Below are 19,022 nucleotides of genomic sequence, written 5' to 3'. Positions count from 1 at the left end.
TTGCGAAAGTCCTGGCTCCCGTTCTGGGAGTGGTCAGAAGTCTTAGAACAGACGCAGGACCGCCTGATCGGCCTGGGAGGCCATCGACAGGGCCGTCGAGGACAGCTGTTGGCGGGTCTGCAGGGCGAGCAGGTTGGCGGCTTCCTCGTTGGCATCGGCCAGGGTGAGGTTGGACGCGCCGGTCTGCAGCGTGTTGATCATGTTCTTGGAGAAGTTCTGGCGGTTTTCGACGATCGAGAGCGAGGAACCGAAAGCCGAGGACTGCGAACGGACGGAGTTGATGGCCGTCTTCACCTCGGCGAGGAAACCGTCGATGGTCTCATCGCTGTCGAAATCGGCTTCTTCCATGTTGGTCTGGATGCCGAGGGTGGCAGAGTTGATGCTCTTGGCATCCTTGCTCTGGATGTCGATTTCCGACGTGCCGGTCTCGTTGAAGGTGATCTTGAGGTTATCGCCGCGCAGCAGGTTGATACCGTTGAACGAGGCATCGTCGGCCAGCTTGTCGAGCTGATCGCGCAGTTCGTTGTACTGCTTGGTCAGATCGGCGCGCACGGTGTTGCCACCGATCTTGGCTTCACCCGAAACACCCGTCGGGGTGGTCGTGGTGATGTCCTGGGTCGAGAGGTTCTCGATCCGCAGCTTGCCGTTGTCGTTGGAAGCGCGGATGGCCGTGTTGACGGTGGCGTTGTTGTTGATCTCTGTTACGAGATCATCAACGGACTTGGCGACGGGGGTGTCGACTGCGTCCGGGGCATCCGTGCTTGCGGCAATGCCCGATGTGCCCAGGGTGACGTCGCCAGTCACACCCACGTTGATCGCGCTTTCGTTGTCATCGGCGGTCAGAACGAGTTCGCCGTCGGTGCTTAGCGAAGCCGTGATGTTCAGATTCGCGGTATTGTTGATCGTATTGATGAAGTTGCCGATCGACTCGGTCCCATCGGTAACCTCGAAGGTCGCGGTCGTCGTGCCGTCACCGACGGTAATCGTGCCGCCGCCTGCGCCGGGTACAAAGCCGGCATCGGCCAATGTGCTGGCGGTTGTCAGTTCGTCAATGTCGCCGGTAGCCGAAACCGGAGTGGCGGTATTTTCGGTGGTGGTCAGGTTGATCGCGAAGTCGGCCGAGAGTGCGCCGCCTGAGAGCGAAAGCTGTTCGGTGCCGGCAGGCTCGTCGCCCAGAGCGATGGTATAGGACGCCGTCTGGAACGACTTGTCCTGGCGGGCTTGGCGCAGCGTCGAGGACATCGATTCCAGGGTCTTGGTGATGGCGGTGAGGCCATTGTCGGCGGCTTCGATGGTCTGGATGCCGTTGGCCATCGAGTCCATGAGCTGATTGATATCGCCAGCGCGCGAATTCAGCGAGGAAGCCGTGAAGAAGTTGGTGGGGTTGTCCAGCGCCGAATTGACTTTGTTGCCAGTCGCCAGACGGTTCTGGGTCTGGCTCATCATATTGGCGGTGTTCTGGAGGGAAAGCAGGTTCGAGCGAACCGCTTTGGAAAGCGAAACATCGGACATTGGAAATCCCTTTCTAGGATTTACGCTTGGTACTTACGTCTCTTCCTGAGACGACTGGCCCGACAGTGCTTCGATATCCTCTAAAGATTGGTTAAACGGGTTGGTGGCGTTGAGTGAAAATTTGCAGCGGCGGATCGCGTGGGCGAGGAGGAGTGGGGTCCTCGGGTCAGACCCGAGGACGACGAGTGGTGCCGTTAGCCGAAGAGGCGAAGGACGGCCTGGTCGGCTTGGCTAGCGAGGCTCAGGGCGGTTTGGGAGAGCTGCTGGCGGGTCTGGAGGGCCAGCATGTTGGCGCCTTCCTCGTTGGTATCGGCGAGGGTGAGATTGGCTGCGCCGGTTTGGAGCGTGTTGATCATCTGCTTGGTGAAGTTTTCGCGGTTCTGGACCGTCGAAAGGGTGGAGCCCAGATCGGAGGCCTGGGAGCGGACTTCGCCAAGGGCAAGCTGGAGCTTGTTGAGCAGGCCGTCGATGCTGGCATCGCTATCGAGCTGTTCTTCGGTGATCTCGAACAGCTCGAGTTCGTTGGAATTGATCGGGCGGACGTTGCCCTCGGCGTCACGCGTCTGAATTTCGATCATCGAGGTGCCAAGCTCGTTGAAAACGATCTTGAGGGCGTCGCCGCGCAGGAGATTGACGCCGTTATAAGAGGCGTCCTCGGCGAGGCGATCGAGTTCGCTGCGCAGCTCGTTGAACTGCTTGGCCAGATTGGCGCGGATATTGTTGCCGCCGATTTCGGCCTGGTCGGTGGAAATAGCGTCGATGACGCCGTCCGACGAAATGCCGTCGATGGAGAGTTCGCTGGTCGAGAGGTTTTCGAGGCGGAGCTTGCCGTTGTCGTTGGAAGCGCGGACCTGACCCTTGAAGCGGGTGTTGATCTCGGTGACCAGTTCGTCAACGGTTTTGGAGGCGCCGCCATCCACATCGCCGGGAGTGGGCGTGCCCGCCCCAAAGCCGCCCAAGGTGGTGCCATTGCCGCCGCCATCTGCATCGAGGTTCACGGCGGTAATCGCAATGGAGGAGGACGCACCGGTCGAATTGGCCGAGATGGTGACGTTGGTTCCGTCATGAGTCGCGGTGGCCGCGACGCCTGCCGTTCCCATGGCCTTGTTGAGAATGGCGGTCAGTTCATCGATACTGTCGATCACGTCATCGCCGTTGCCGACGCTTTGAACGACCGCCTGATTGACCGTAACCGGCACAGCTCCGGCGCCGTCGACATTGATCGAGAAGGTCGAGGTGTCGGTGGGGCCATAGGCAATGGCGCTGCCGGCATAGGCAAAGCTGGTGGCGCCGGAGGAGCCTTTGGTCAATGCCACCGAGGAAGGATCGCCGACCGAACCGCCTGAGAATGTCAGTTCCTGGCCGGCCGTAAACGCTGGATTGGCGGGCATGGAGTATGACGCGACCTGGAAGGTGTTGTCCTGTCGGGCCTGCCGCAGGGTCGATTGCATCGACTCGATGGTCTTGGTGATGGCGGTGAGGCCGTTGTCGGCGGCTTCGATAGTCTGGATGCCGTTGCTCATGGCGTCGAGCAGGGTGCCGATGTCAGCGGCGCGGGCGTTGAGCGCTTCGGAGGTGAAGAAATTCGTCGGGTTGTCGAGGGCCGAGTTGACCTTCTTGCCCGTCGCCAAGCGCTCCTGGGTAACGTCCATGAGCTTGGCGGTGTTCTGAAGATGCAGCAGGTTGGAGCGGACAGCTTTGGATAGCGTCACGTCAGACATGATCAGAACCCCCGTCTGAATGGCAGTAAACAGAATCACTCCGTTAGGAGCGCGTTAACCATAGAGTGCGGGTGCAAGTGCTACCGAATGGTTAACAAATCCTGATCGCGGGGTGGGAAATTAAGACTTTCCGTTAGACCGAACGGTCGCGCAACGGGAGGCTGGAGAGGGGTGGCTGCCACGGCGTCATGCGGTGCGGGGCGGGGGAGAAGCCGGTCTCGTCGGGGTTGGGCAGAGTGGACGCGATGAGGCTGGCTTCGAGAAGCGTTGCCGGGGCGACGTATGGCTCAACCGATTGATCGGATTGGGAGTTCCGGCGGCTCAGGCGGGTAGTGGATTGGCGGTTGGGGAGGGCGGCGCCGAGGCGGGCGCCGGTGGAATCGGTGACGCGGGAGAGCTCTCGCGTGTCGGGCTTTCCAGCCGGACGCGTTATGTTGGCAGCGACTCCGAGCAGGCCCTGCTGCGCTGAAAAAGCACCTGTCACCTGTTAACCACTCTCCATCCCCAAGCGGCAAAATCTGCCGGGCAGAATATGCCGGGAGAGGTGAAGGTGGGGTTGGGATAGAGGGGAGGAGTTTAATTAAATGCGGTGGGGGGTGGGTACGTATCTGGCGGTTACGTGTGTCGTCAGCTCAGCGCACCCCTCATCCGCCCCTTCGGGGCACCTTCTCCCTCAAGGGGAGAAGGGGTGGTTGGGCAAGCGTTACGGCAAGAACTTCTACAGTGCCCGGTTGATCGAGATGCCTTTCATGGCGTCGGTGGATTGTTGCGGGGGTTGGCCCGAGGCGCTGTAGGTTTTGGGTTTGGCGGTGTTGCCGGCGGAGCGGGCGACGTCGGAGAGGAGGTGTTCGGTGACGGTTTTGGCGGTGGCGAGGACGCGGAGGTTTTCGGCCATCTGGGTGGCGAGGGCTTCATGGCCGCGGCGCAGGGCGTCCGTGCGGGCTGGAGCTTCGGCTTTGAGGCGTGGGGCGGCGCGCTGGACGGCGCGGGCGAGGGTGACGTAATCTTGGGCGAGCTGGGTCTTTTCGCCGGTGAGGCCGGTGGCTTCGCGAATGTGACCGGCGCGCAGGAAGGTGGTTTCGCGGTTCATCACTTCGACCAGCGCGGCGAGGGCCGTTTCTGCGCGGGAGCAAAGGGTTTCGGCATCGAGCGTTTCAAGCGCCACGAGGCGTTCGGCTGCGGTCATTTCGTGTAAGCTCCCATGGATATGAGGTTCGGCTCTGTGGCCATCGACCCCTGCATTTCGATAAGGGCGGCGACCATCTGGTCGGCAATGCCGATGCCGCCGGCCTGGGCCATTTCGGCTGCGTATTGTTCGGCCATCATGCCGCGCCAGGTTTCTTCGGCGTAGCCGCCGCCGAACATGGAGTCGGTTTCCAGCCCCTTGAACATTTCCGAGACGAGGGTGTTGAGGAACACGCCTTCGAGTTCGACCGCCTTTTCGCGCAGGCTGGCATAGCCCGGGGTGGTCGCGTAGTTCGAGGCGATGGAGAGCGCCATCAGATCACCTCGATTTCGGCTTGCAGCGCGCCGGACGCCTTGATGGCCTGGAGGATGGCGATGAGATCGCGCGGCGAGATACCCAGGGAATTGAGGCCGTCGACGAGTTCCTGCAGCGAGATGGATTCGGGGACGACGGCGAGCTGGGTGCCATCTTCGGTGATGTCGATCTGGGTGCGCGGCTCGACGGCGGTGACGCCATCGGAAAAGGGCGCGGGCTGAACGACAGTCGGGTTTTCGGCGATGGTTATGGTGAGATTGGCGTGTGCGATGGCGACCGAGGAGACGCGCACGTCGCGGCCGATGACGATGATGCCGGAATTTTCGTTGATGACGATGCGGGCCGATTGGTCGGTCTGGATGACGAGCTGTTCGATATCGGTCAGCAGATCGACGATGTTGCCGTTGAAATTGTTGGGCAGGGACAGGCGCACATTGGCCGGATCAGTCGGGACGGCTACAGCCATGCCGATGAGATCGTTGATGGCCAGGGCGATGCGGCGGGAGGTGGTAAGGTCGGGGTTTTTCAGCGACAGGCGCACCGAATGCTGGGCGCCCAGGGCAAAATTGATTTCGCGCTCGATAAGGCCGCCCGAGGAGACCATGCCGGTGGTGGGGACGCCTGAGACGACCGAAGCGGCCTGGCCCTCGGCGGAAAAGCCGTTGATGAGGACCGAGCCCTGGGCGATGGCATAGGCCTCGCCATCGGCGCCCAGAAGAGGCGTCACCAGAAGCGTGCCGCCCTGGAGCGAGGTAGCATCGCCCATGGCGGAAACCGAAACGTCGATGCGGGTGCCCTGGGTGGCGAAGGGGGGCAGATTGGCAGTGACCATGACGGCGGCCACATTGGCGGTGCGCAGGGTTTCGCCACGGGTGTTCACCCCCATGCGCTCCAGCATGGCGGTGAGCGATTGGCGGGTGAACGGGGAGTTGTTGAGGCTGTCGCCCGTGCCGTTGAGGCCGACCACGAGACCGTAACCCAAAAGCTGGTTGTCGCGCACGCCTTCGATATCGACGATATCCTTGATACGGGCCGGCGCGGCGGTGGCCGGGACGAGGGCGGTGAGCCCGATCGCGGCGGCGGCCAGCAGCGCCAGAGTTCTCTTGATCAGTCCGTTGTTCATCAACCCGATTCCCCGGTTTGCGGCGGCGATCTTCGTCCCCACGAAGGCGCGCCGCTTTGTGCAGGGATAAGAGCGAAAAGCGTGCCAAGTGGTTTTGGATTTTGCTAGTCAATTGATTTTATGAGGAATTCTTTGAGTGAGCGGGTGGTGAATTATGGTGTGGTGGGCAGGGTTTGCCGGGTGGTTAAGGTAAAATTAACGCCTGTCGGCAAAATCTGCCGGTCAGGAAACATTAACCATGAGCGGCCGGCGCAATGCGGATCGACGGAACAGGGCGGATCATCACGACGGGCCGACCGGGAACGGCGAACAAGGCATCGGGCGAGGCATTTCGGCTGGACGGGGGGCAGACGGCGGGGCGTGCTGCGCAGAGTTCGGCGCCGATCGCTGCCGGAGGGATCGATGCGCTGCTGGCGTTGCAGGCGGTCGACGATGCGACCACGGGGCGGCGCAAGGCGGTGAAGCGCGCCAATCTGTTGCTCGACGCGCTCGAAGACATTCGCGGCGATCTGCTGGCGGGGCGGATCAGCGAGGGCAGGCTGAACCGGGCGGTGGCGCTGTTGCGGCAGGCGCGGAGCCAGACGGACCCCGAACTCGAGGCGGTGGTGGACGACATCGAACTACGCGTGCGGGTGGAGCTGGCGAAGCTGGGACATTTTCCGCCGCTGTGACCCGATGGCCGCACTCGGGGCGTTTCCGGATTTTGGGGGAAACGCGGAAATGCTCAAATTTTCTTAAGTCTTAGGCGATCGGCGCAGCAAAAGCGGCGCGGTGTTGGCGTGAAGCGCTCACATGCTTGTTAACACCTGCGGCAATTTCCAATTGCCCGTCCCTTGCGTCCCCACTATATAGGCGGCACCTGTTGCCAAGGGGAGTGAGTCTTTACGATGTCGGTTGAGGCCCTTGCTGACGACTATCGTCCCTCCGAGGACGAGGAATTCATGAACGCGCGCCAGCGCGATTACTTCCGCAGAAAGCTTAATTCCTGGAAGGATGAAATCCTTCGTGAAAGCCGGGCGACGCTGGAAAACCTGCAGGAAGAGAGCACCAATCATCCGGATATGGCCGACCGGGCCTCGTCGGAAAGCGACAGGGCGCTGGAATTGCGCACCCGCGACCGGCAGCGAAAGCTGATTGCCAAGATCGACGCAGCGCTCAAGCGTATCGACGAAGGCACCTACGGCTATTGCGAGGAAACCGGTGAGCCGATCGGGCTGGCAAGGCTCGATGCGCGGCCCACTGCAACGCTGAGCCTCGAAGCCCAGGAGATGCATGAGCGGCGCGAGAAGGTCTATCGCGACGACTAGCGCCTGATCACGTTTCTGTTATGATCATCGAGCCCCACCGGTCCATGACCAGTGGGGTTTCGTTTTCGGCTGGATAGGCGCCGGACCGATTGCTGGCGGAATACATTTCAAGAGGCCTTTCATGATAGAATTTCCCCCGAACCTTTTGCCCTCGCGCCCGATGAAGGCGACACGCTCCGTTTTTACCGGGGCTGGGATCAATCTTTTCGCTGCTCTGGTGATGCTGGCATTGGGGCTGGGGCTGGCCATCTGGCAGGCGCCGGGGATATGGCGCGATATCCAGATCAGCCAGAACCCGATTGAAGTCGCCGATTTCGACATTCTGGATGGCGAATGTCGGACGCAGCGGGCCATATTCACGAGCTGCGAGGCGGATCTGGTTTACACCTATGATGGCAAGACCATCGAAAGCCACACCTCGTTCGCCTTCATCGATTTTTCGACGAGCGATTACTACGTCGGCGTGGTGATTTCGGGCGATCGGCCGGCAATGGCCACGCTCGACCTGGGTCTCGACATGCTCTGGAACCGCATCGCCGTCGGCGCGGGCTTCGTTCTGCTGTTCGCCGTGCTGTTCATCGTCGCGCTGCGCGCCTATTTCCGGGCGGCCAGGGACAATGGCAGGGCGAAGCGGGGGGGAACGGTCAGCCCGGTTGCGGTTGAGGTGACCCAGAACAACAAGGTGCTGGGCGGACGGGTCGTCGGCTACAGAATTCCCGCGACGGGCAAAGGCAAGCGTGTGGCGGCTGCGGCGCGGTTCAAGAAGAACCAGGGGCCGATCATCCTCAATGGCGCCGATGGAAACGTCTATGCGGTGGGCGCGCGGATGGAGGGGATCGATAATCCCATCCTTCTGGACGAGGGGCTGACCCGACTCGATTTTTCCGAAGAGGAGCGGGCGTCGTTCAACGCCCGGCTCGACGAAGGGAGCGCCAGTTTTGAGGCCGAGCCGGAAGCGAATCCGGCCTGAACGAACGAAAAAAGGCAGCGCGGACGCTGCCTTTTTTGTTATTTCGTTCGCCGTTAGAGGAACGGCAAATGGGGCAGGTCGATGAAGGCGCCGGCGCCTTCGTAGAGCATGCGGGTGGCGACGTAGAGGATCAGGACCAGGCCGACCCAGGCGATCCAGCGGAAGCGGTGCAGCAGGCGGGCGATGTAGGTTGCCGCGATGCCCATCATCACCACCGACAGCGCGAGGCCGAAGACCAGCGCCTCGAAATGGTGCTGGGCCGCACCGGCCACTGCCAGAACGTTATCGAGCGACATCGAAACGTCGGCGATGATGATCTGGGTGACGGCCTGACGCAGCGTCTTGCGCGGGGCGCGGCTGGCGACGGTTCCATCGGCATTGAGATCGGAATCGGAGAGCACTTCGGTCGCGTCGTGCTCGGCTTCCTCGGAAACCGTCAGCTCGCGATACATCTTCCAGCAAACCCAGAGCAGCAGCAGGCCGCCGCCGATCAAAAGGCCGCCGCCGAGGGAGAGCAGTTGGGTGGTGATGAGCGCAAAGCCGATGCGCAGGACGGTGGCGGCCATGATGCCGATCAGCACGGCGCGCTTTCGGAGCGAGGGATCGAGCCCGGCGGCGGCGAGGCCAATGACAACGGCATTATCCCCCGCCAGGACCAGATCGATCATGATGACCTGGGCCAGGGAGGTTAGGAAACTGGGATCGAACCCGAACATGGGGAGACTCAAGGAGAAATATGACAATGCTGTTGTCTATATCCGATCGAGTCCGGGTGCAAATAAGCCAATGTCAGCCCATGGCTATCTCGCGCGTTATTTCAATCGCATCGAGGAAGGGGCGATCGTGGCTGACGACGAGCAGGGCGCCGTCATAGGCGGAAAGTCCGGCTTCGACGGCCTGGATCGAGTCGAGATCGAGATGGTTGGTGGGCTCGTCCAGGATCAGGAGCTGCGGCGGGGTTTGGGTGCCCAGAACGCAGGCGAGGCCGGCGCGCAAGGTTTCTCCGCCCGAGAGAGAGCCCACGATCTGGTGCGCCGCTTCGGCGCGGAATTTGAAGCGGGCAAGCGCGGCGCGGCAGGTGTTTTCATCCGCGCCGGGATTGAGGGCGAGGAAGTTTTCGCGGATCGTGAGGGCGGGATCGAGGATGGAGACCTGTTGATCGAGGAAGGCGTGGGGAACGTGCAGCGAGACGGTGCCGGCGGCGGCTGCGAGCTCGCCGGTGATGAGTTTGAGAAGCGTGGTCTTGCCCGAGCCATTGGCGCCGGTGATCGCCAAGCGCTCGGGGCCGGCGATGGAAAGGGAGAAGCCGGTGAGGATGGGGCGATCGGGCGTGTAGCCGGCGGTGACGGTTTCGATGGTCAGGACCTTTTTGCCCGGCGGCAGGTGCGTGGGCGGGACCGAGACGGTGACGGGCTGGAGGATTTCGATCTTTTCGCGGGCCGATTGGGCCTCGGACTGGGCCTGCTCGCGCCGGCGGTCGGCGAGGCGGGCTGAATCGCCACTGGTGTTTTCAGCGTTGTTCTTCATACCGCCCAGGAGGATGCGGGGAAGGTCACCCTTGGCCTTCTTGCGCTTGCCGCCGGCATCGCGGCGGGCCTGTTTTTCCCGGATCTGCTGGGTCTTGCGGTCCACCTCTGAAACATGTCGTTCGGCGGTGGCAAGATCGTGCTGGGCGGCGGCGAGTTCGATGGCCTTGCGCTCGCGGTAGAAGGTGAAATTGCCGCCGTAGGCGGTGGCGCCAAGGGTCGTGAGTTCGACGATCTGGTCCATGGTGTCGAGCAATTCGCGGTCGTGGCTGACGACTATGGCGCCGCCGCGCCAGGAGGCAAGCAGCGAGATCACGGCAGCGCGGCCGTCGCGGTCGAGGTTGTTGGTGGGTTCGTCGAGGAGGAGGAAGTCCGGCTCGGCAAAGACCAGCGCGGCGAGCATGGCTCGGGTGCGCTGGCCGCCCGAGAGGCTGGCGAGCGGGGTTTCGGGGATGGCCTCGAGCGCGAAGCGGGCGAGGGATTCGGCGAGGCGGGCTTCGAGCGTCCAGTCGGCGTCGACGAGGTCATCGGCGGTGGCGGAGCCGGCTTCGGCGCGGGCGAGGAGGGTCAGGGCGCCGCGGATGCCGAAGAGGTCGGCGATAGTCTCGCCGGGCTGGGGCTGAAGCGACTGGCGGAGCATGCCGATGGTGCCATCGACTGTGATGCTGCCTGATTGGGGGGTGAGGGTGCCGGTGATCAGCTTGAGGAGGGTCGACTTGCCCACGCCGTTGCGGCCCACGAGGCCGGTGCGCTGGCGGGAGAAGGCGAGATCGAGACTTGAGAAAAGCTGGGTGCCGTCAGGCGTGGCGTAGCCAAGGGTGGAAAGCGTGATGTGTGCGGGCATGGGAAATGAACTGCGTGCTGACGTTGCGGAAAAGGGCTTGCGTCAGACGGAAATCCATTTGGTCACACATCCTGTTGGTGTTGCGGATGGAAGGGAAGATAGGGATTGGCGAGGGGGAGTCAAGGTTTGGTGTGTGTTGGGGGGCTCACTTTTCGGGTCGGGTTCAAAGACGACGAAGGGGAAGGAGCCGAGGGCGGCGAGCATACCTTGCCCCGGGATAAACCCGGGGTGACAACGGTGGAGGACGGGAGAAGGCTAGCGTGCTCCGCTGGAATGCGATCGATCACCCGTAGCGCTTTTTCAGGTGTGCGATGAAGATGTCGGGGTTGAGGGTTTCGCCGGTGGCGCGTTTCAGGAGGTCGGGGGTGGAGTAGCGGGACGCCTGTTGCCAGATGTTTTCGGAGCGCCAGGCGTTAACCGCGGAGAAATCGCCGGTAGCGATCTGGTCGAGGAGGTCGGGGATGGCTTTTTCGATCGATTGCCATTGCTGGGCGGCGATGAGGGCGCCGAGCGTGTAGGAGGGGAAATAGCCGAAGGCGCCGCCGGACCAGTGGACGTCCTGCATGGGACCGTCCTTGGGGTTGTCGATGGTCGAAAGACCCAGATATTCGGTCATTTTCGCGTCCCAGGCCTCGGGAAGGTCGGCGACTTCCAGCGAACCGCCGATCAGTGCCTGTTCGAGCTCGAACCGCAGGATGATGTGGAGCGGGTAGGTCACCTCGTCGGCATCGACGCGGATGAAGCCGCGCTGGACCTTGTTGACCTCGGCGACCACGTCCTCGACATCCCAGCCCGCAAAGGCATCCTCGCCCAGATGGGTGGCGACGATGGGCATGGCCCAGCGCCAGAATTCCGGGGCGTGGGCCAGTTGCTGTTCGATGAACAGCGATTGGCTTTCATGCATGGCCATGCCACGGGCTTGCCCCACCGCCATGTGGGAAAGCGCCTTGGGAAGACCCTGTTCGTAAAGGGCGTGGCCGGTTTCGTGCAGGACGCCCATCAGCGAGGTGAGAAATTCGTCGGTGCGATAACGGGTGGTCATTCGCACATCGGTGGGGACGCCGCCGCAGAAGGGGTGATGGGAGACATCGAGCCGGCCATGGGTGAAATCGAAGCCCAGCGCCTGCATCATGGAGAGGCCGAGTTCGCGCTGCTTTTCAATCGGGAAGGGGCCGGTGACGGTTTTGGGTGGACGGGCGGCGTGGCGTTCGGCCTGGGCGTCGAGGGCCTCGGGGACGAAATCGACGAGGAAGGATTTGAGCGTTTCGAGGACCGGAGAGACGTCGGCGACGCGATTGCCGGGGTCGAATTGTTCCATCAGGGCGTCATAGGGGGCGAGGCCGAGGACGTCGGCGCGCATGTGGGCCTCTTCGCGGGCGAGGGCGACGACGCCTTCCAGCGCTGGGGCGAAATTGGCCCAGTCGTTTTTGGCGCGCAGATCGCGCCAGAGCTGTTCGGAGCGCATCTCAGCCTGCGATTTGCGGCGAACGAAATAGGCGGGCAGGCAGGTGGCGTTGGTATAGACGCGCTTGAATTCGGTGAGGGCGAGCTGCTGGTCTTCAGAAAGGTCTTCGCTCTCTGCCTTGGCGATCCAGTCGCCGATTTGGGGCGCGGTGGCGGTTTCGTGGCGCAGGCCGTAGAGAAAGGAGACGGATTCGGCGCGCTTTTCGCCGCCGCCGACCGGCATGTTGGTCGCTTCGTCCGCCGAGAGGATGGCGATGGCGTGCTCGATAGATTCGAGCTGGCGGCCAAGGGCTTCGAGATCGGCGTAGGACATGGGAGGCTCCGAAGGTGTGGGTCGGAGGTTTCTAGCGCGTGGGGGTGGGGAAGGGAAGCGATGGGGCGGCAGCGTCTGCTCACGCCCGCAGTCAATGAAGCCAAAGAGGGCGCAGCGGGGAGGCTGCGCCCTCTTGTGATCGGCCCGACGGGGAAGACGGGCCGGGAACCGGCTGCCGCAGATTTTGGGGAACGGCAGGCGGTTGGGGACTGGTGGAGGCTGCTGCTGGATTCCGGAAGCACGTCCCGGATGACGGTGGTGGGTGGGGTGAGGTTGGAACCTCACCCCGGATCGGGATCAGAATGGCAGGATGGCGTCGAGGATTTGTTGGCCGTAGCGGGGCTGCTGGACGTCGGTGATCTGGCCGCGACCGCCATAGGCGATGCGGGCTTCGGCGATTTTCGAGGAGTCGATGGTGTTGTCCGAGGCGATATCCTCGGGGCGGACGATCCCGGCGACGATCAGGTCGCGGACCTCGAAATTGACGCGGACTTCCTGGCGGCCTTCGATGACCAGATTGCCGTTGGGCAGCACCTGGGTCACCACGGCGGCGACCTGGGTGGTCAGGCGCTCGGAGCGGTTGACCGAGCCGTTTCCGGAATTGGCGATACCGGAGTTGGTGCCGATGGCGGCGTCAGCGGTGACATCGGAGGGGGCGACGGAATTGAAGATCGAGCCCAACGCGCCGCCCAGGCCGGCCTCGTTGGACGAGGTGCGCGAGGTCGAGGTGGTGTTGCCGATCTGGGCGCGGTCGTCGATGGTCACCTGGACGGTGAGGATGTCGCCGACCCTGCCGGCGCGCGGGTCTTTGAAAAAGCTGCGCGCATCGGAGCGGAACAGCGAATTGGGCTGATAGACGCCCGGCTCCGCGGCGGGCATGGGCATGGTGACCGGGCGGTAGCCGGCGGTGACGGTGGGATCGACGATCGGGTTCAGGGCCGGGGCGCGGCCGACATTGGCGAGGCGATCGGAGGTGGTGGCGCAGCCGGCGATGGCGGAAACCAGCATCAGGCCGGTAATGATCTTGAAAAGTGCGTTCATTGTATTTCCCCGTTGGTGAGAACCGCGCTTCCCCAAGCGCGGCTGGTTGAAAAGATCAGAGCCCGGCGATCTGCTGGGTTCCCGAAACGATGGTGACGGTGCCGTTCTGCGTGGCGATGCCTTGCAGAACCTTGTTGCTCATGGTGTTGAGCACGGTGACCGGCTCGGAGAGGCTGGCTGCGTTGAGCGCCTTGCCGGTGGTGGTGAGGGTCAACGAGCCGTGCTGATAGACGACGGTGACCTGTTCGTTGCGCGAGATGATTTCGGGCGCCGCGATATCGGAGGGGCGCAGCATGACGCCGGCGCGGGTCTGGCGCTGCAACGCCTTGCCCACCAATTGCTCTATGTCCACGAGGCCGGCGGATTCGGCGTAAGGCAGCGGGATCATGCGCATTTCGACGTCGTCGGACGACAGGATCGTACCCTGGGGCAGCGTGCGGGTGAGGTGCGGCGCGGCGATCAGGAGCTGGATCTGGCCCGAAACGTCGAGCGGGCGATCGATACCGCCGATCTGGAAACGAGCCGAAAAGGTGGAGGAGCCCGGCATATAGCGCAGGATGGTCAGCGTGGCCGGGTTTGCGGTGTTGGCGGAAACCAGCTCGGGCAGGGGGGTATCGAGGGCGATGTCCATGTCCATGCCGCCGGACAGGATACCGCGCGTGCGGAGGTCGGTCGCGATCAGGTCGGTGATAAGCGGTAGGCTAACTTCGACGCCGACGCGGGCGACGCGAATGGTATCGAGACCGGCGGCCTGGAATTCCTCAATGCCGGCCGAGCGCAGGGCGGCGGCGATATCCTCGACAGAAAGAACGCCGGCGGTGCCGGGAGCAGGGGCGCGGAAGACGGCGGTTTCGGCCATGAGGCCGGCGTTGTCGACAAGATCGCCCACTGTAACGATTGCAGCGGTGACGGTGACGTCGCCCTTGAGAAGCGGTTCAGCCTGGGCGGTGGTGGTCAGCGCGGCGAGGGCGAGAGCGAGGCCGGCGCGCTTGAGAAGCGAAACTGTCATGGTTCAGATCTCGTTTGGTTACTATCTGGTCGTGCTTGTGAACCGGAAAGATCAGCGGAGCTGGGATGTGGCCTGCATCATCTGGTCGGCGCCGGAAATGATGCGGGCATTCATTTCGTAGGCGCGCTGGGCGGAGATGAGATCGGCCATTTCGGTGACGGCGTTGACGTTGGCGCTTTCGAGGTATCCCTGGAGCAGGCTGCCCATGCCTTCCTGGCCGGGAAGTCCGACCTGGGCTTCGCCGGAGGCGGCGGTTTCGAGAAAGAGATTGTCGCCCATCGATTCCAGGCCGCCCTTGTTCACGAACCGCGCCATCTGGATCTGGCCGAGCTGCACCGGCTCGGTGCCGCCATTAATGAAGCCTTCGACCAGCCCATCGCGGCTGATCGAAACCGATGTCGCGTCGGCAGGGACGATGATGCCGGGTTGGACCTGGTAGCCATCGACGGTGACCAGCATTCCGGTGGCGTCGCGCTCGAACGTGCCGTCGCGGGTGTAGGCGGTACGGCCGTCGGGCATTTCGACCATGAAGAAGCCTTCGCCGCGAATGGCGAGATCGAGGTCCTTTTCGGTGGGTGCGACATTGCCTTGGCTCATGACACGGGCGGTGGCCGAAAGACGCACGCCCGAGCCGATTTCGATGCCGACGGGAACCTGGGTGCCGGTTTCCGAGGTCGAAGCGCCGGCGCGGCGGTAGGTCTGGTAGAGCAGGTCCTGGAACTCGGCGCGCTGGCGCTTGAAGCCGGTGGTGCGCATGTTGGCGATGTTGTTGGAGACGACTTCGACATTGCGCTCCTGGGCGGCCATGCCGGTCGATGCGATATAGAGAGCTTTCATCGATATGGTCCTTACTGGCTTGCCTTAAGCCTGCATGTCGCCCAACCGCTGGATGGCGGTGCGGCGCAATTCGTCCTGCTTGTTGATAAGGTCGGCGAGCGAGGAATAGGCTCGCGTCACCCTGATCATTTCGGTCATTTCGCCCACGCCCGATACGTTGGAGCGCTCGAGCGCTCCCTGCACGACGCGGGTGGCGGTAGCGGGCAGGGGCGTGCCGCCGGCGAACATGGTGTCGCCGGTGCGGGTCAGCTCCTGGGCGTTGGCGAATTCGACGATCTGGAGGTTGCCCTTGTTGCCGGCGCTGGAGGTCACCGCGCCTTCGGGAGTGATGGCGATGTCGGTTTCCTCGGGGGCGAAGACGATGGGATTGCCGCCGCTCGAGAGAACCGGGAAGCCGTTCTGGGTGACCAGCGCGCCGTCGGAATTGATTTCGAGGGCGCCGTTGCGGGTGTAGCGGATGCCTTCGGGCGCCTGGACGGCGAGGAAGCCGTCGCCGGCGAGCGCCAGATCGAGCGGATTTCCGGTCTGGGTCACGGCGCCGGGAGCGAGGTCGTGCATGGTCGCCCAATCCTGCACGTAGGAAAGCTGCTGGCTGCCGCGCGGAAAGGTACGGTCGGCGGCGACCGGCATGATGTATTCCTCGAAAAGGATCGCCTCGGCCTTGAAGCCGGTCGAGTTGATGTTGGCCAGATTATTGGCCACCACATCCATCTGCCGCTGCAGCGCCATCTGGCGCGAAAGGCCGATCAGTTGCGCGTTCTCGATCATGCGCGGTTCCCCGTTAATCCATTCGAGCGCCCCACTTCCCCAAGCCGGGCCACTCGCCCAATGCAATGCAGGTGGCGTGCCAAGATGGGAAACTGTTGTTTTTCAATGGTTTGGATGGAGTGGGTGGGCAGCGGCGCTCGGCACATGGTTAACGGGAGGGAAAAAACTGCCCGGCAATAACTGCCGATCCGCACCCAAATCGTAACCATTCGTTAACCCTGTCGGCATTAGCTGCTGAGGTAGGCAAAGCGCCGGGAAACCGGGGGATTCGGAAGGGCTGCCATGAGCGATGTGACCGAAACGGACGTTAACGCCGGTGGCGGGCAGTCCCGGAAGGGATTGCCGAAAATCGCGCTGATCGGCGGTGGCGTCGCAGCCCTGCTGATCGTGGGCGGCCTGGGCGCGTTCTTTCTGACCCAATCGGGGTCGGGCGCTTCGGAAGGGGATGGGATGACGGAGGCGGTAGCGACCGCGTTCTACGACCTGCCCGACATTACCGTGAACCTCAATTCCGATGACGGCGCGGCCGCGTTCCTGCGGCTCAAGGTGGCACTGGAAGTGCGCGACGAGGCGATGATCGCGATGATCGAACCCAAGATGGCGCGGGTGCTGGATGCCTTTCAGGTGTATCTGCGTGAACTGCGCCGCTCGGACCTCGAAGGGTCGGCGGGGATCTATCGCCTCCGTGAAGAATTGCAGCGCCGCGTCAACCTCGCCGTCTATCCGGCGAGCGTGGAGAACATCCTGTTCAAGGAAATCCTGATCCAATAGGGCGCATGATGGCGAACGAGACCGGAAAACCCGAAGACGGATTGAGCGACGACTGGGCCGCCATGCTCGAAGCAGAGTCGGGGGTCGGCGCGTCCGATCGCGTGCTCAATCAGGACGAAATCGATTCGCTCTTGGGATTCGATCCGAGCGCGGGATCGAGCGTCGAGTTGACCGGGGTGCGGGCGCTGATTAACTCGGCGCTGGTCAGCTATGAACGCTTGCCCATGCTGGAGATCGCGTTCGACCGGCTGGTGCGGCTGGCGACGACGACGCTGCGCAATTTCACCTCGGACAATGTGGAAGTCTCGCTCGATTCAATCACTTCGGTGCGCTTCGGGGATTATCTCAACTCGATCCCGCTGCCGGCGATCCTTTCGGTCATCAAAGCCGAGGAGTGGGACAATTTCGGGCTGCTGACTGTCGATAGCGCGCTCATCTATTCGATGATCGACGTGCTGCTGGGCGGGCGGCGCGGGACGAGCGTGATCCGGATCGACGGGCGACCCTATACAACCATCGAGATGGCGCTGGCCCGCCGGATGATCGACCTGATCCTCGATGACATGCACAAGGCGTTCGAGCCGCTCGGGCAGGTGACGTTCAAGCTCGACCGGATGGAGACCAATCCGCGCTTTGCCGCCATCTCGCGGCCGGGCAATGCGGCGATCCTCGTGGAACTGCGGATCGATATGGAGGATCGCGGCGGCAAGATCGAAATCATGCTGCCCTATGCCACGATCGAACCGATCCGCGAGCAATTGCTCCAGATGTATATGGGCGAAAAATTCGGGCGCGATCCCATCTGGGAAGGGCATCTGGCGACCGAGATTTATGCTGCCGATACTGAAATCTCCGCTGTGCTGCACGAGCTTGAATTGCCACTCTCCAAGGTTTTGAACCTCGCGGCGGGCGACACGATCATGTTCGACACGACGCCATCCGATCCGGTGACGCTACGCTGCGGCGATGTCGATCTCACCAAGGCGGTGATGGGGCATATCGGGAAAAACGTATCGGTTCGGGTCACCCGGCCGCTTAACCCGCCAAAGGTGACGATGGCGGCATTTGAGGCGATGGAAGAAGAGGCGGAAGGCAAATAAAATGGGGTTGCCGCTGGGATTGATGATCGAGATTGCCGTTGCCATTCTGCTTGCGACGACAATCGGATACTGTGTGGTTCTCAATAAGAGAATCAAGATGCTGCATGCCGATCGCGCGGCGTTGCAGCAGATGATCGCCGACCTCGTGCAGGCCACCACGATGGCCAATGGTGCGATCAAGGGGCTCAAGGAAACGGCCGTCGAAGCCGATGAGCGGCTGAACCAGAGGCTCAACGATGCCGAGCGGTTCGCAATCGAGTTGGCTAACCACGTCAATGCCGGACAGGCCGTGATGGACCGGATCGCCAAGATCACCCAAGCGGCGCGTTCGCCCAATGGCGGCGTCGACGGCAACCGGGCAGGTACCGCGTTGCGCGCGTTGCAGGAGCACCAGCGCCGGCGGGAGACCGCTGCATGAAACCGGTCCGGCTGCTGCCCGTCGTCGTGATGGCCGCTTCGGCGCTTCTCGTGCTCAAGACGTTCGGCATCGTCTCGGGGCAGGGGTATATATTGGGCGGCGTGGGCATCGCGCAGGAGGTGGAGCACACCGCGCCGGTGGCCGAGGACCAGTCCGAACTCAGCCCTTCGGAGGCGGCGGCGCGGGCGTTGTTCGACACGGTGCCGTCGAGCGTTTCGGGGGACGGCGAGGTCAACGTGCTCGCCACGGGCCCGGGCGGGGTGGCGGTGCCAGTGGATTTTACCGAAGGGACGAGCGAAACGGCCATCCTGCAGCGACTGGCGGAGCGGCGGGCCGAACTGGAGAGCTTTGCGGGCGAGCTCGAGGCGCGGCTGGCCGTCGTGGAAGCGGCGGAAATCCGAATCGAGGAGCGGATGGCCGAACTCGATGCCATGGAAGCCTCGATCAACGCGCTCGTCGATGCGCAGGAGAATGCGGAGGGCGAGCAGTTCGGCGCCGTCGTCGCCATGTATGAGAATATGCGTGCGAGCGATGCAGCCACGATCTTCAACGATCTGGACCGCGACGTGCTGGTGCGCGTGGGCAAGGCGATGAACCCGCGCAAGCTGGGGCCGATCATGGCCGAGATGAACACGGCCCGGGCGCAGGAATTGACGGTGCTGCTGACGCAGACCGGCCCGACCGGCCCGGCGGAGGTCGCACCGTCCGATTATGCCAATCTGCCGCAGATCGTCGGGCAATAAGTAAGGGCATCTTAAGCGCTACCCCCTAGTCTGCCGCCGAAATTAGAGCGGCAG

At 62.9% G+C, this 19,022-nt stretch carries 20 protein-coding genes; 7 read left to right on the top strand and 13 right to left on the bottom strand.

Features of this window, described 5'->3' with window-relative positions:
- Positions 1 to 42 precede the first annotated feature (42 nt).
- From V4T21_RS10335 to V4T21_RS10310, 6 genes are all read right to left on the bottom strand, one after another.
- Positions 43 to 1,512: a flagellin N-terminal helical domain-containing protein gene (locus V4T21_RS10335; protein WP_332716217.1), complete on the bottom strand. Its 1,470-nt coding sequence runs from the start codon at positions 1,510 to 1,512 to the stop codon at positions 43 to 45.
- Between the two features lie 194 nt (positions 1,513 to 1,706).
- Positions 1,707 to 3,233: a flagellin N-terminal helical domain-containing protein gene (locus tag V4T21_RS10330; RefSeq protein WP_332716214.1), complete on the bottom strand. Its 1,527-nt coding sequence runs from the start codon at positions 3,231 to 3,233 to the stop codon at positions 1,707 to 1,709.
- 133 nt (positions 3,234 to 3,366) lie between these two features.
- Entirely contained in the window at positions 3,367 to 3,717 is a 351-nt protein-coding gene (locus V4T21_RS10325; RefSeq protein WP_332716211.1) for a hypothetical protein, read from the bottom strand.
- A 234-nt stretch (positions 3,718 to 3,951) separates the two neighbouring features.
- Positions 3,952 to 4,419: a hypothetical protein gene (locus V4T21_RS10320; protein ID WP_332716208.1), complete on the bottom strand. Its 468-nt coding sequence runs from the start codon at positions 4,417 to 4,419 to the stop codon at positions 3,952 to 3,954.
- Positions 4,416 to 4,733, bottom strand: coding sequence for a rod-binding protein (locus tag V4T21_RS10315; protein WP_332716205.1), 318 nt, complete (start codon positions 4,731 to 4,733; stop codon positions 4,416 to 4,418). Before V4T21_RS10315 ends, V4T21_RS10320 begins: the two co-directional genes overlap by 4 nt.
- Positions 4,733 to 5,857 (bottom strand): flagellar basal body P-ring protein FlgI, encoded by a 1,125-nt coding sequence (locus tag V4T21_RS10310; RefSeq protein WP_332716202.1) that lies wholly within the window; start codon positions 5,855 to 5,857, stop codon positions 4,733 to 4,735. The genes V4T21_RS10315 and V4T21_RS10310 overlap by 1 nt, the downstream gene beginning before the upstream one ends.
- Before the next feature lie 254 nt (positions 5,858 to 6,111).
- On the opposite strand from V4T21_RS10310, the gene V4T21_RS10305 reads away from it, so the two are divergent.
- The 3 genes from V4T21_RS10305 (at position 6,112) to V4T21_RS10295 (ending at position 8,134) form a co-directional block, all read left to right on the top strand.
- Complete coding sequence (locus V4T21_RS10305; protein ID WP_332716199.1) at positions 6,112 to 6,528, top strand: flagellar assembly protein FliX; 417 nt, start codon at positions 6,112 to 6,114, stop codon at positions 6,526 to 6,528.
- A 216-nt stretch (positions 6,529 to 6,744) separates the two neighbouring features.
- Positions 6,745 to 7,164 (top strand): RNA polymerase-binding protein DksA, encoded by a 420-nt coding sequence (gene dksA / locus V4T21_RS10300; protein ID WP_332716196.1) that lies wholly within the window; start codon positions 6,745 to 6,747, stop codon positions 7,162 to 7,164.
- A gap of 121 nt (positions 7,165 to 7,285) precedes the next feature.
- Complete coding sequence (locus tag V4T21_RS10295) at positions 7,286 to 8,134, top strand: hypothetical protein (RefSeq protein ID WP_332716193.1); 849 nt, start codon at positions 7,286 to 7,288, stop codon at positions 8,132 to 8,134.
- Positions 8,135 to 8,187: 53 nt separating this feature from the next.
- Here the strand turns inward: V4T21_RS10295 and V4T21_RS10290 are convergent, their stop codons facing one another.
- From V4T21_RS10290 to flgF, 7 genes are all read right to left on the bottom strand, one after another.
- A complete protein-coding gene (locus V4T21_RS10290; protein WP_332716189.1) occupies positions 8,188 to 8,850 on the bottom strand; it encodes a TerC family protein in 663 nt (220 codons plus the stop codon).
- Positions 8,851 to 8,923: 73 nt separating this feature from the next.
- On the bottom strand, positions 8,924 to 10,504 hold the full coding sequence (locus tag V4T21_RS10285) for an ABC-F family ATP-binding cassette domain-containing protein (protein ID WP_332716186.1): 1,581 nt from the start codon (positions 10,502 to 10,504) through the stop codon (positions 8,924 to 8,926).
- 283 nt (positions 10,505 to 10,787) lie between these two features.
- Positions 10,788 to 12,281 carry a carboxypeptidase M32 gene (locus tag V4T21_RS10280; RefSeq protein WP_332716183.1) on the bottom strand — a complete coding sequence of 498 codons (1,494 nt, stop codon included), beginning with the start codon at positions 12,279 to 12,281 and terminating at the stop codon, positions 10,788 to 10,790.
- Positions 12,282 to 12,578: 297 nt separating this feature from the next.
- Positions 12,579 to 13,322, bottom strand: a complete 744-nt coding sequence (flgH, locus tag V4T21_RS10275; RefSeq protein WP_332716180.1) for a flagellar basal body L-ring protein FlgH — start codon at positions 13,320 to 13,322, stop codon at positions 12,579 to 12,581.
- Positions 13,323 to 13,377: 55 nt separating this feature from the next.
- Complete coding sequence (gene flgA / locus V4T21_RS10270; RefSeq protein ID WP_332716177.1) at positions 13,378 to 14,331, bottom strand: flagellar basal body P-ring formation chaperone FlgA; 954 nt, start codon at positions 14,329 to 14,331, stop codon at positions 13,378 to 13,380.
- A gap of 51 nt (positions 14,332 to 14,382) precedes the next feature.
- Positions 14,383 to 15,168 (bottom strand): flagellar basal-body rod protein FlgG, encoded by a 786-nt coding sequence (flgG, locus tag V4T21_RS10265; RefSeq protein WP_332716174.1) that lies wholly within the window; start codon positions 15,166 to 15,168, stop codon positions 14,383 to 14,385.
- A gap of 24 nt (positions 15,169 to 15,192) precedes the next feature.
- Complete coding sequence (gene flgF, locus V4T21_RS10260; RefSeq protein WP_332716599.1) at positions 15,193 to 15,933, bottom strand: flagellar basal-body rod protein FlgF; 741 nt, start codon at positions 15,931 to 15,933, stop codon at positions 15,193 to 15,195.
- Positions 15,934 to 16,218: 285 nt separating this feature from the next.
- On the opposite strand from flgF, the gene V4T21_RS10255 reads away from it, so the two are divergent.
- The 4 genes from V4T21_RS10255 to V4T21_RS10240 are packed head-to-tail and all read left to right on the top strand — an operon-like array spanning position 16,219 to position 18,968.
- A complete protein-coding gene (locus V4T21_RS10255) occupies positions 16,219 to 16,707 on the top strand; it encodes a flagellar basal body-associated FliL family protein (RefSeq protein ID WP_332716171.1) in 489 nt (162 codons plus the stop codon).
- Positions 16,708 to 16,712: 5 nt separating this feature from the next.
- Positions 16,713 to 17,807: a flagellar motor switch protein FliM gene (gene fliM / locus V4T21_RS10250; protein WP_440589646.1), complete on the top strand. Its 1,095-nt coding sequence runs from the start codon at positions 16,713 to 16,715 to the stop codon at positions 17,805 to 17,807.
- Positions 17,808 to 17,829: 22 nt separating this feature from the next.
- Positions 17,830 to 18,225 (top strand): DUF6468 domain-containing protein, encoded by a 396-nt coding sequence (locus tag V4T21_RS10245; RefSeq protein WP_332716168.1) that lies wholly within the window; start codon positions 17,830 to 17,832, stop codon positions 18,223 to 18,225.
- Complete coding sequence (locus V4T21_RS10240; RefSeq protein ID WP_332716165.1) at positions 18,222 to 18,968, top strand: MotE family protein; 747 nt, start codon at positions 18,222 to 18,224, stop codon at positions 18,966 to 18,968. The genes V4T21_RS10245 and V4T21_RS10240 overlap by 4 nt, the downstream gene beginning before the upstream one ends.
- The last annotated feature ends 54 nt before the right edge of the window (positions 18,969 to 19,022 follow it).

The sequence above is a fragment of the Pelagibacterium mangrovi genome, assembly GCF_036662815.1.
In the GTDB taxonomy this organism is placed as follows: Bacteria; Pseudomonadota; Alphaproteobacteria; order Rhizobiales; family Devosiaceae; genus Pelagibacterium; species Pelagibacterium mangrovi.
Note: the sequence above shows the minus strand (reverse complement) of the source record. Positions and strands in the feature narration are given on the sequence as shown.

Bases quoted from the DNA above. Each gene is read 5' to 3' on its own strand.
- V4T21_RS10335 (WP_332716217.1), bottom strand. From the start codon at position 1,512: ATGTCCGATGTTTCGCTTTCCAAAGCGGTTCGCTCGAACCTGCTTTCC.
- V4T21_RS10330 (WP_332716214.1), bottom strand. From the start codon at position 3,233: ATGTCTGACGTGACGCTATCCAAAGCTGTCCGCTCCAACCTGCTGCAT.
- V4T21_RS10320 (WP_332716208.1), bottom strand. From the start codon at position 4,419: ATGACCGCAGCCGAACGCCTCGTGGCGCTTGAAACGCTCGATGCCGAA.
- V4T21_RS10315 (WP_332716205.1), bottom strand. From the start codon at position 4,733: ATGGCGCTCTCCATCGCCTCGAACTACGCGACCACCCCGGGCTATGCC.
- V4T21_RS10310 (WP_332716202.1), bottom strand. From the start codon at position 5,857: ATGAACAACGGACTGATCAAGAGAACTCTGGCGCTGCTGGCCGCCGCC.
- V4T21_RS10305 (WP_332716199.1), top strand. From the start codon at position 6,112: ATGCGGATCGACGGAACAGGGCGGATCATCACGACGGGCCGACCGGGA.
- dksA (WP_332716196.1), top strand. From the start codon at position 6,745: ATGTCGGTTGAGGCCCTTGCTGACGACTATCGTCCCTCCGAGGACGAG.
- V4T21_RS10295 (WP_332716193.1), top strand. From the start codon at position 7,286: ATGATAGAATTTCCCCCGAACCTTTTGCCCTCGCGCCCGATGAAGGCG.
- V4T21_RS10290 (WP_332716189.1), bottom strand. From the start codon at position 8,850: ATGTTCGGGTTCGATCCCAGTTTCCTAACCTCCCTGGCCCAGGTCATC.
- V4T21_RS10285 (WP_332716186.1), bottom strand. From the start codon at position 10,504: ATGCCCGCACACATCACGCTTTCCACCCTTGGCTACGCCACGCCTGAC.
- V4T21_RS10280 (WP_332716183.1), bottom strand. From the start codon at position 12,281: ATGTCCTACGCCGATCTCGAAGCCCTTGGCCGCCAGCTCGAATCTATC.
- flgH (WP_332716180.1), bottom strand. From the start codon at position 13,322: ATGAACGCACTTTTCAAGATCATTACCGGCCTGATGCTGGTTTCCGCC.
- flgA (WP_332716177.1), bottom strand. From the start codon at position 14,331: ATGACAGTTTCGCTTCTCAAGCGCGCCGGCCTCGCTCTCGCCCTCGCC.
- flgG (WP_332716174.1), bottom strand. From the start codon at position 15,168: ATGAAAGCTCTCTATATCGCATCGACCGGCATGGCCGCCCAGGAGCGC.
- V4T21_RS10255 (WP_332716171.1), top strand. From the start codon at position 16,219: ATGAGCGATGTGACCGAAACGGACGTTAACGCCGGTGGCGGGCAGTCC.
- fliM (WP_440589646.1), top strand. From the start codon at position 16,713: ATGATGGCGAACGAGACCGGAAAACCCGAAGACGGATTGAGCGACGAC.
- V4T21_RS10245 (WP_332716168.1), top strand. From the start codon at position 17,830: ATGATCGAGATTGCCGTTGCCATTCTGCTTGCGACGACAATCGGATAC.
- V4T21_RS10240 (WP_332716165.1), top strand. From the start codon at position 18,222: ATGAAACCGGTCCGGCTGCTGCCCGTCGTCGTGATGGCCGCTTCGGCG.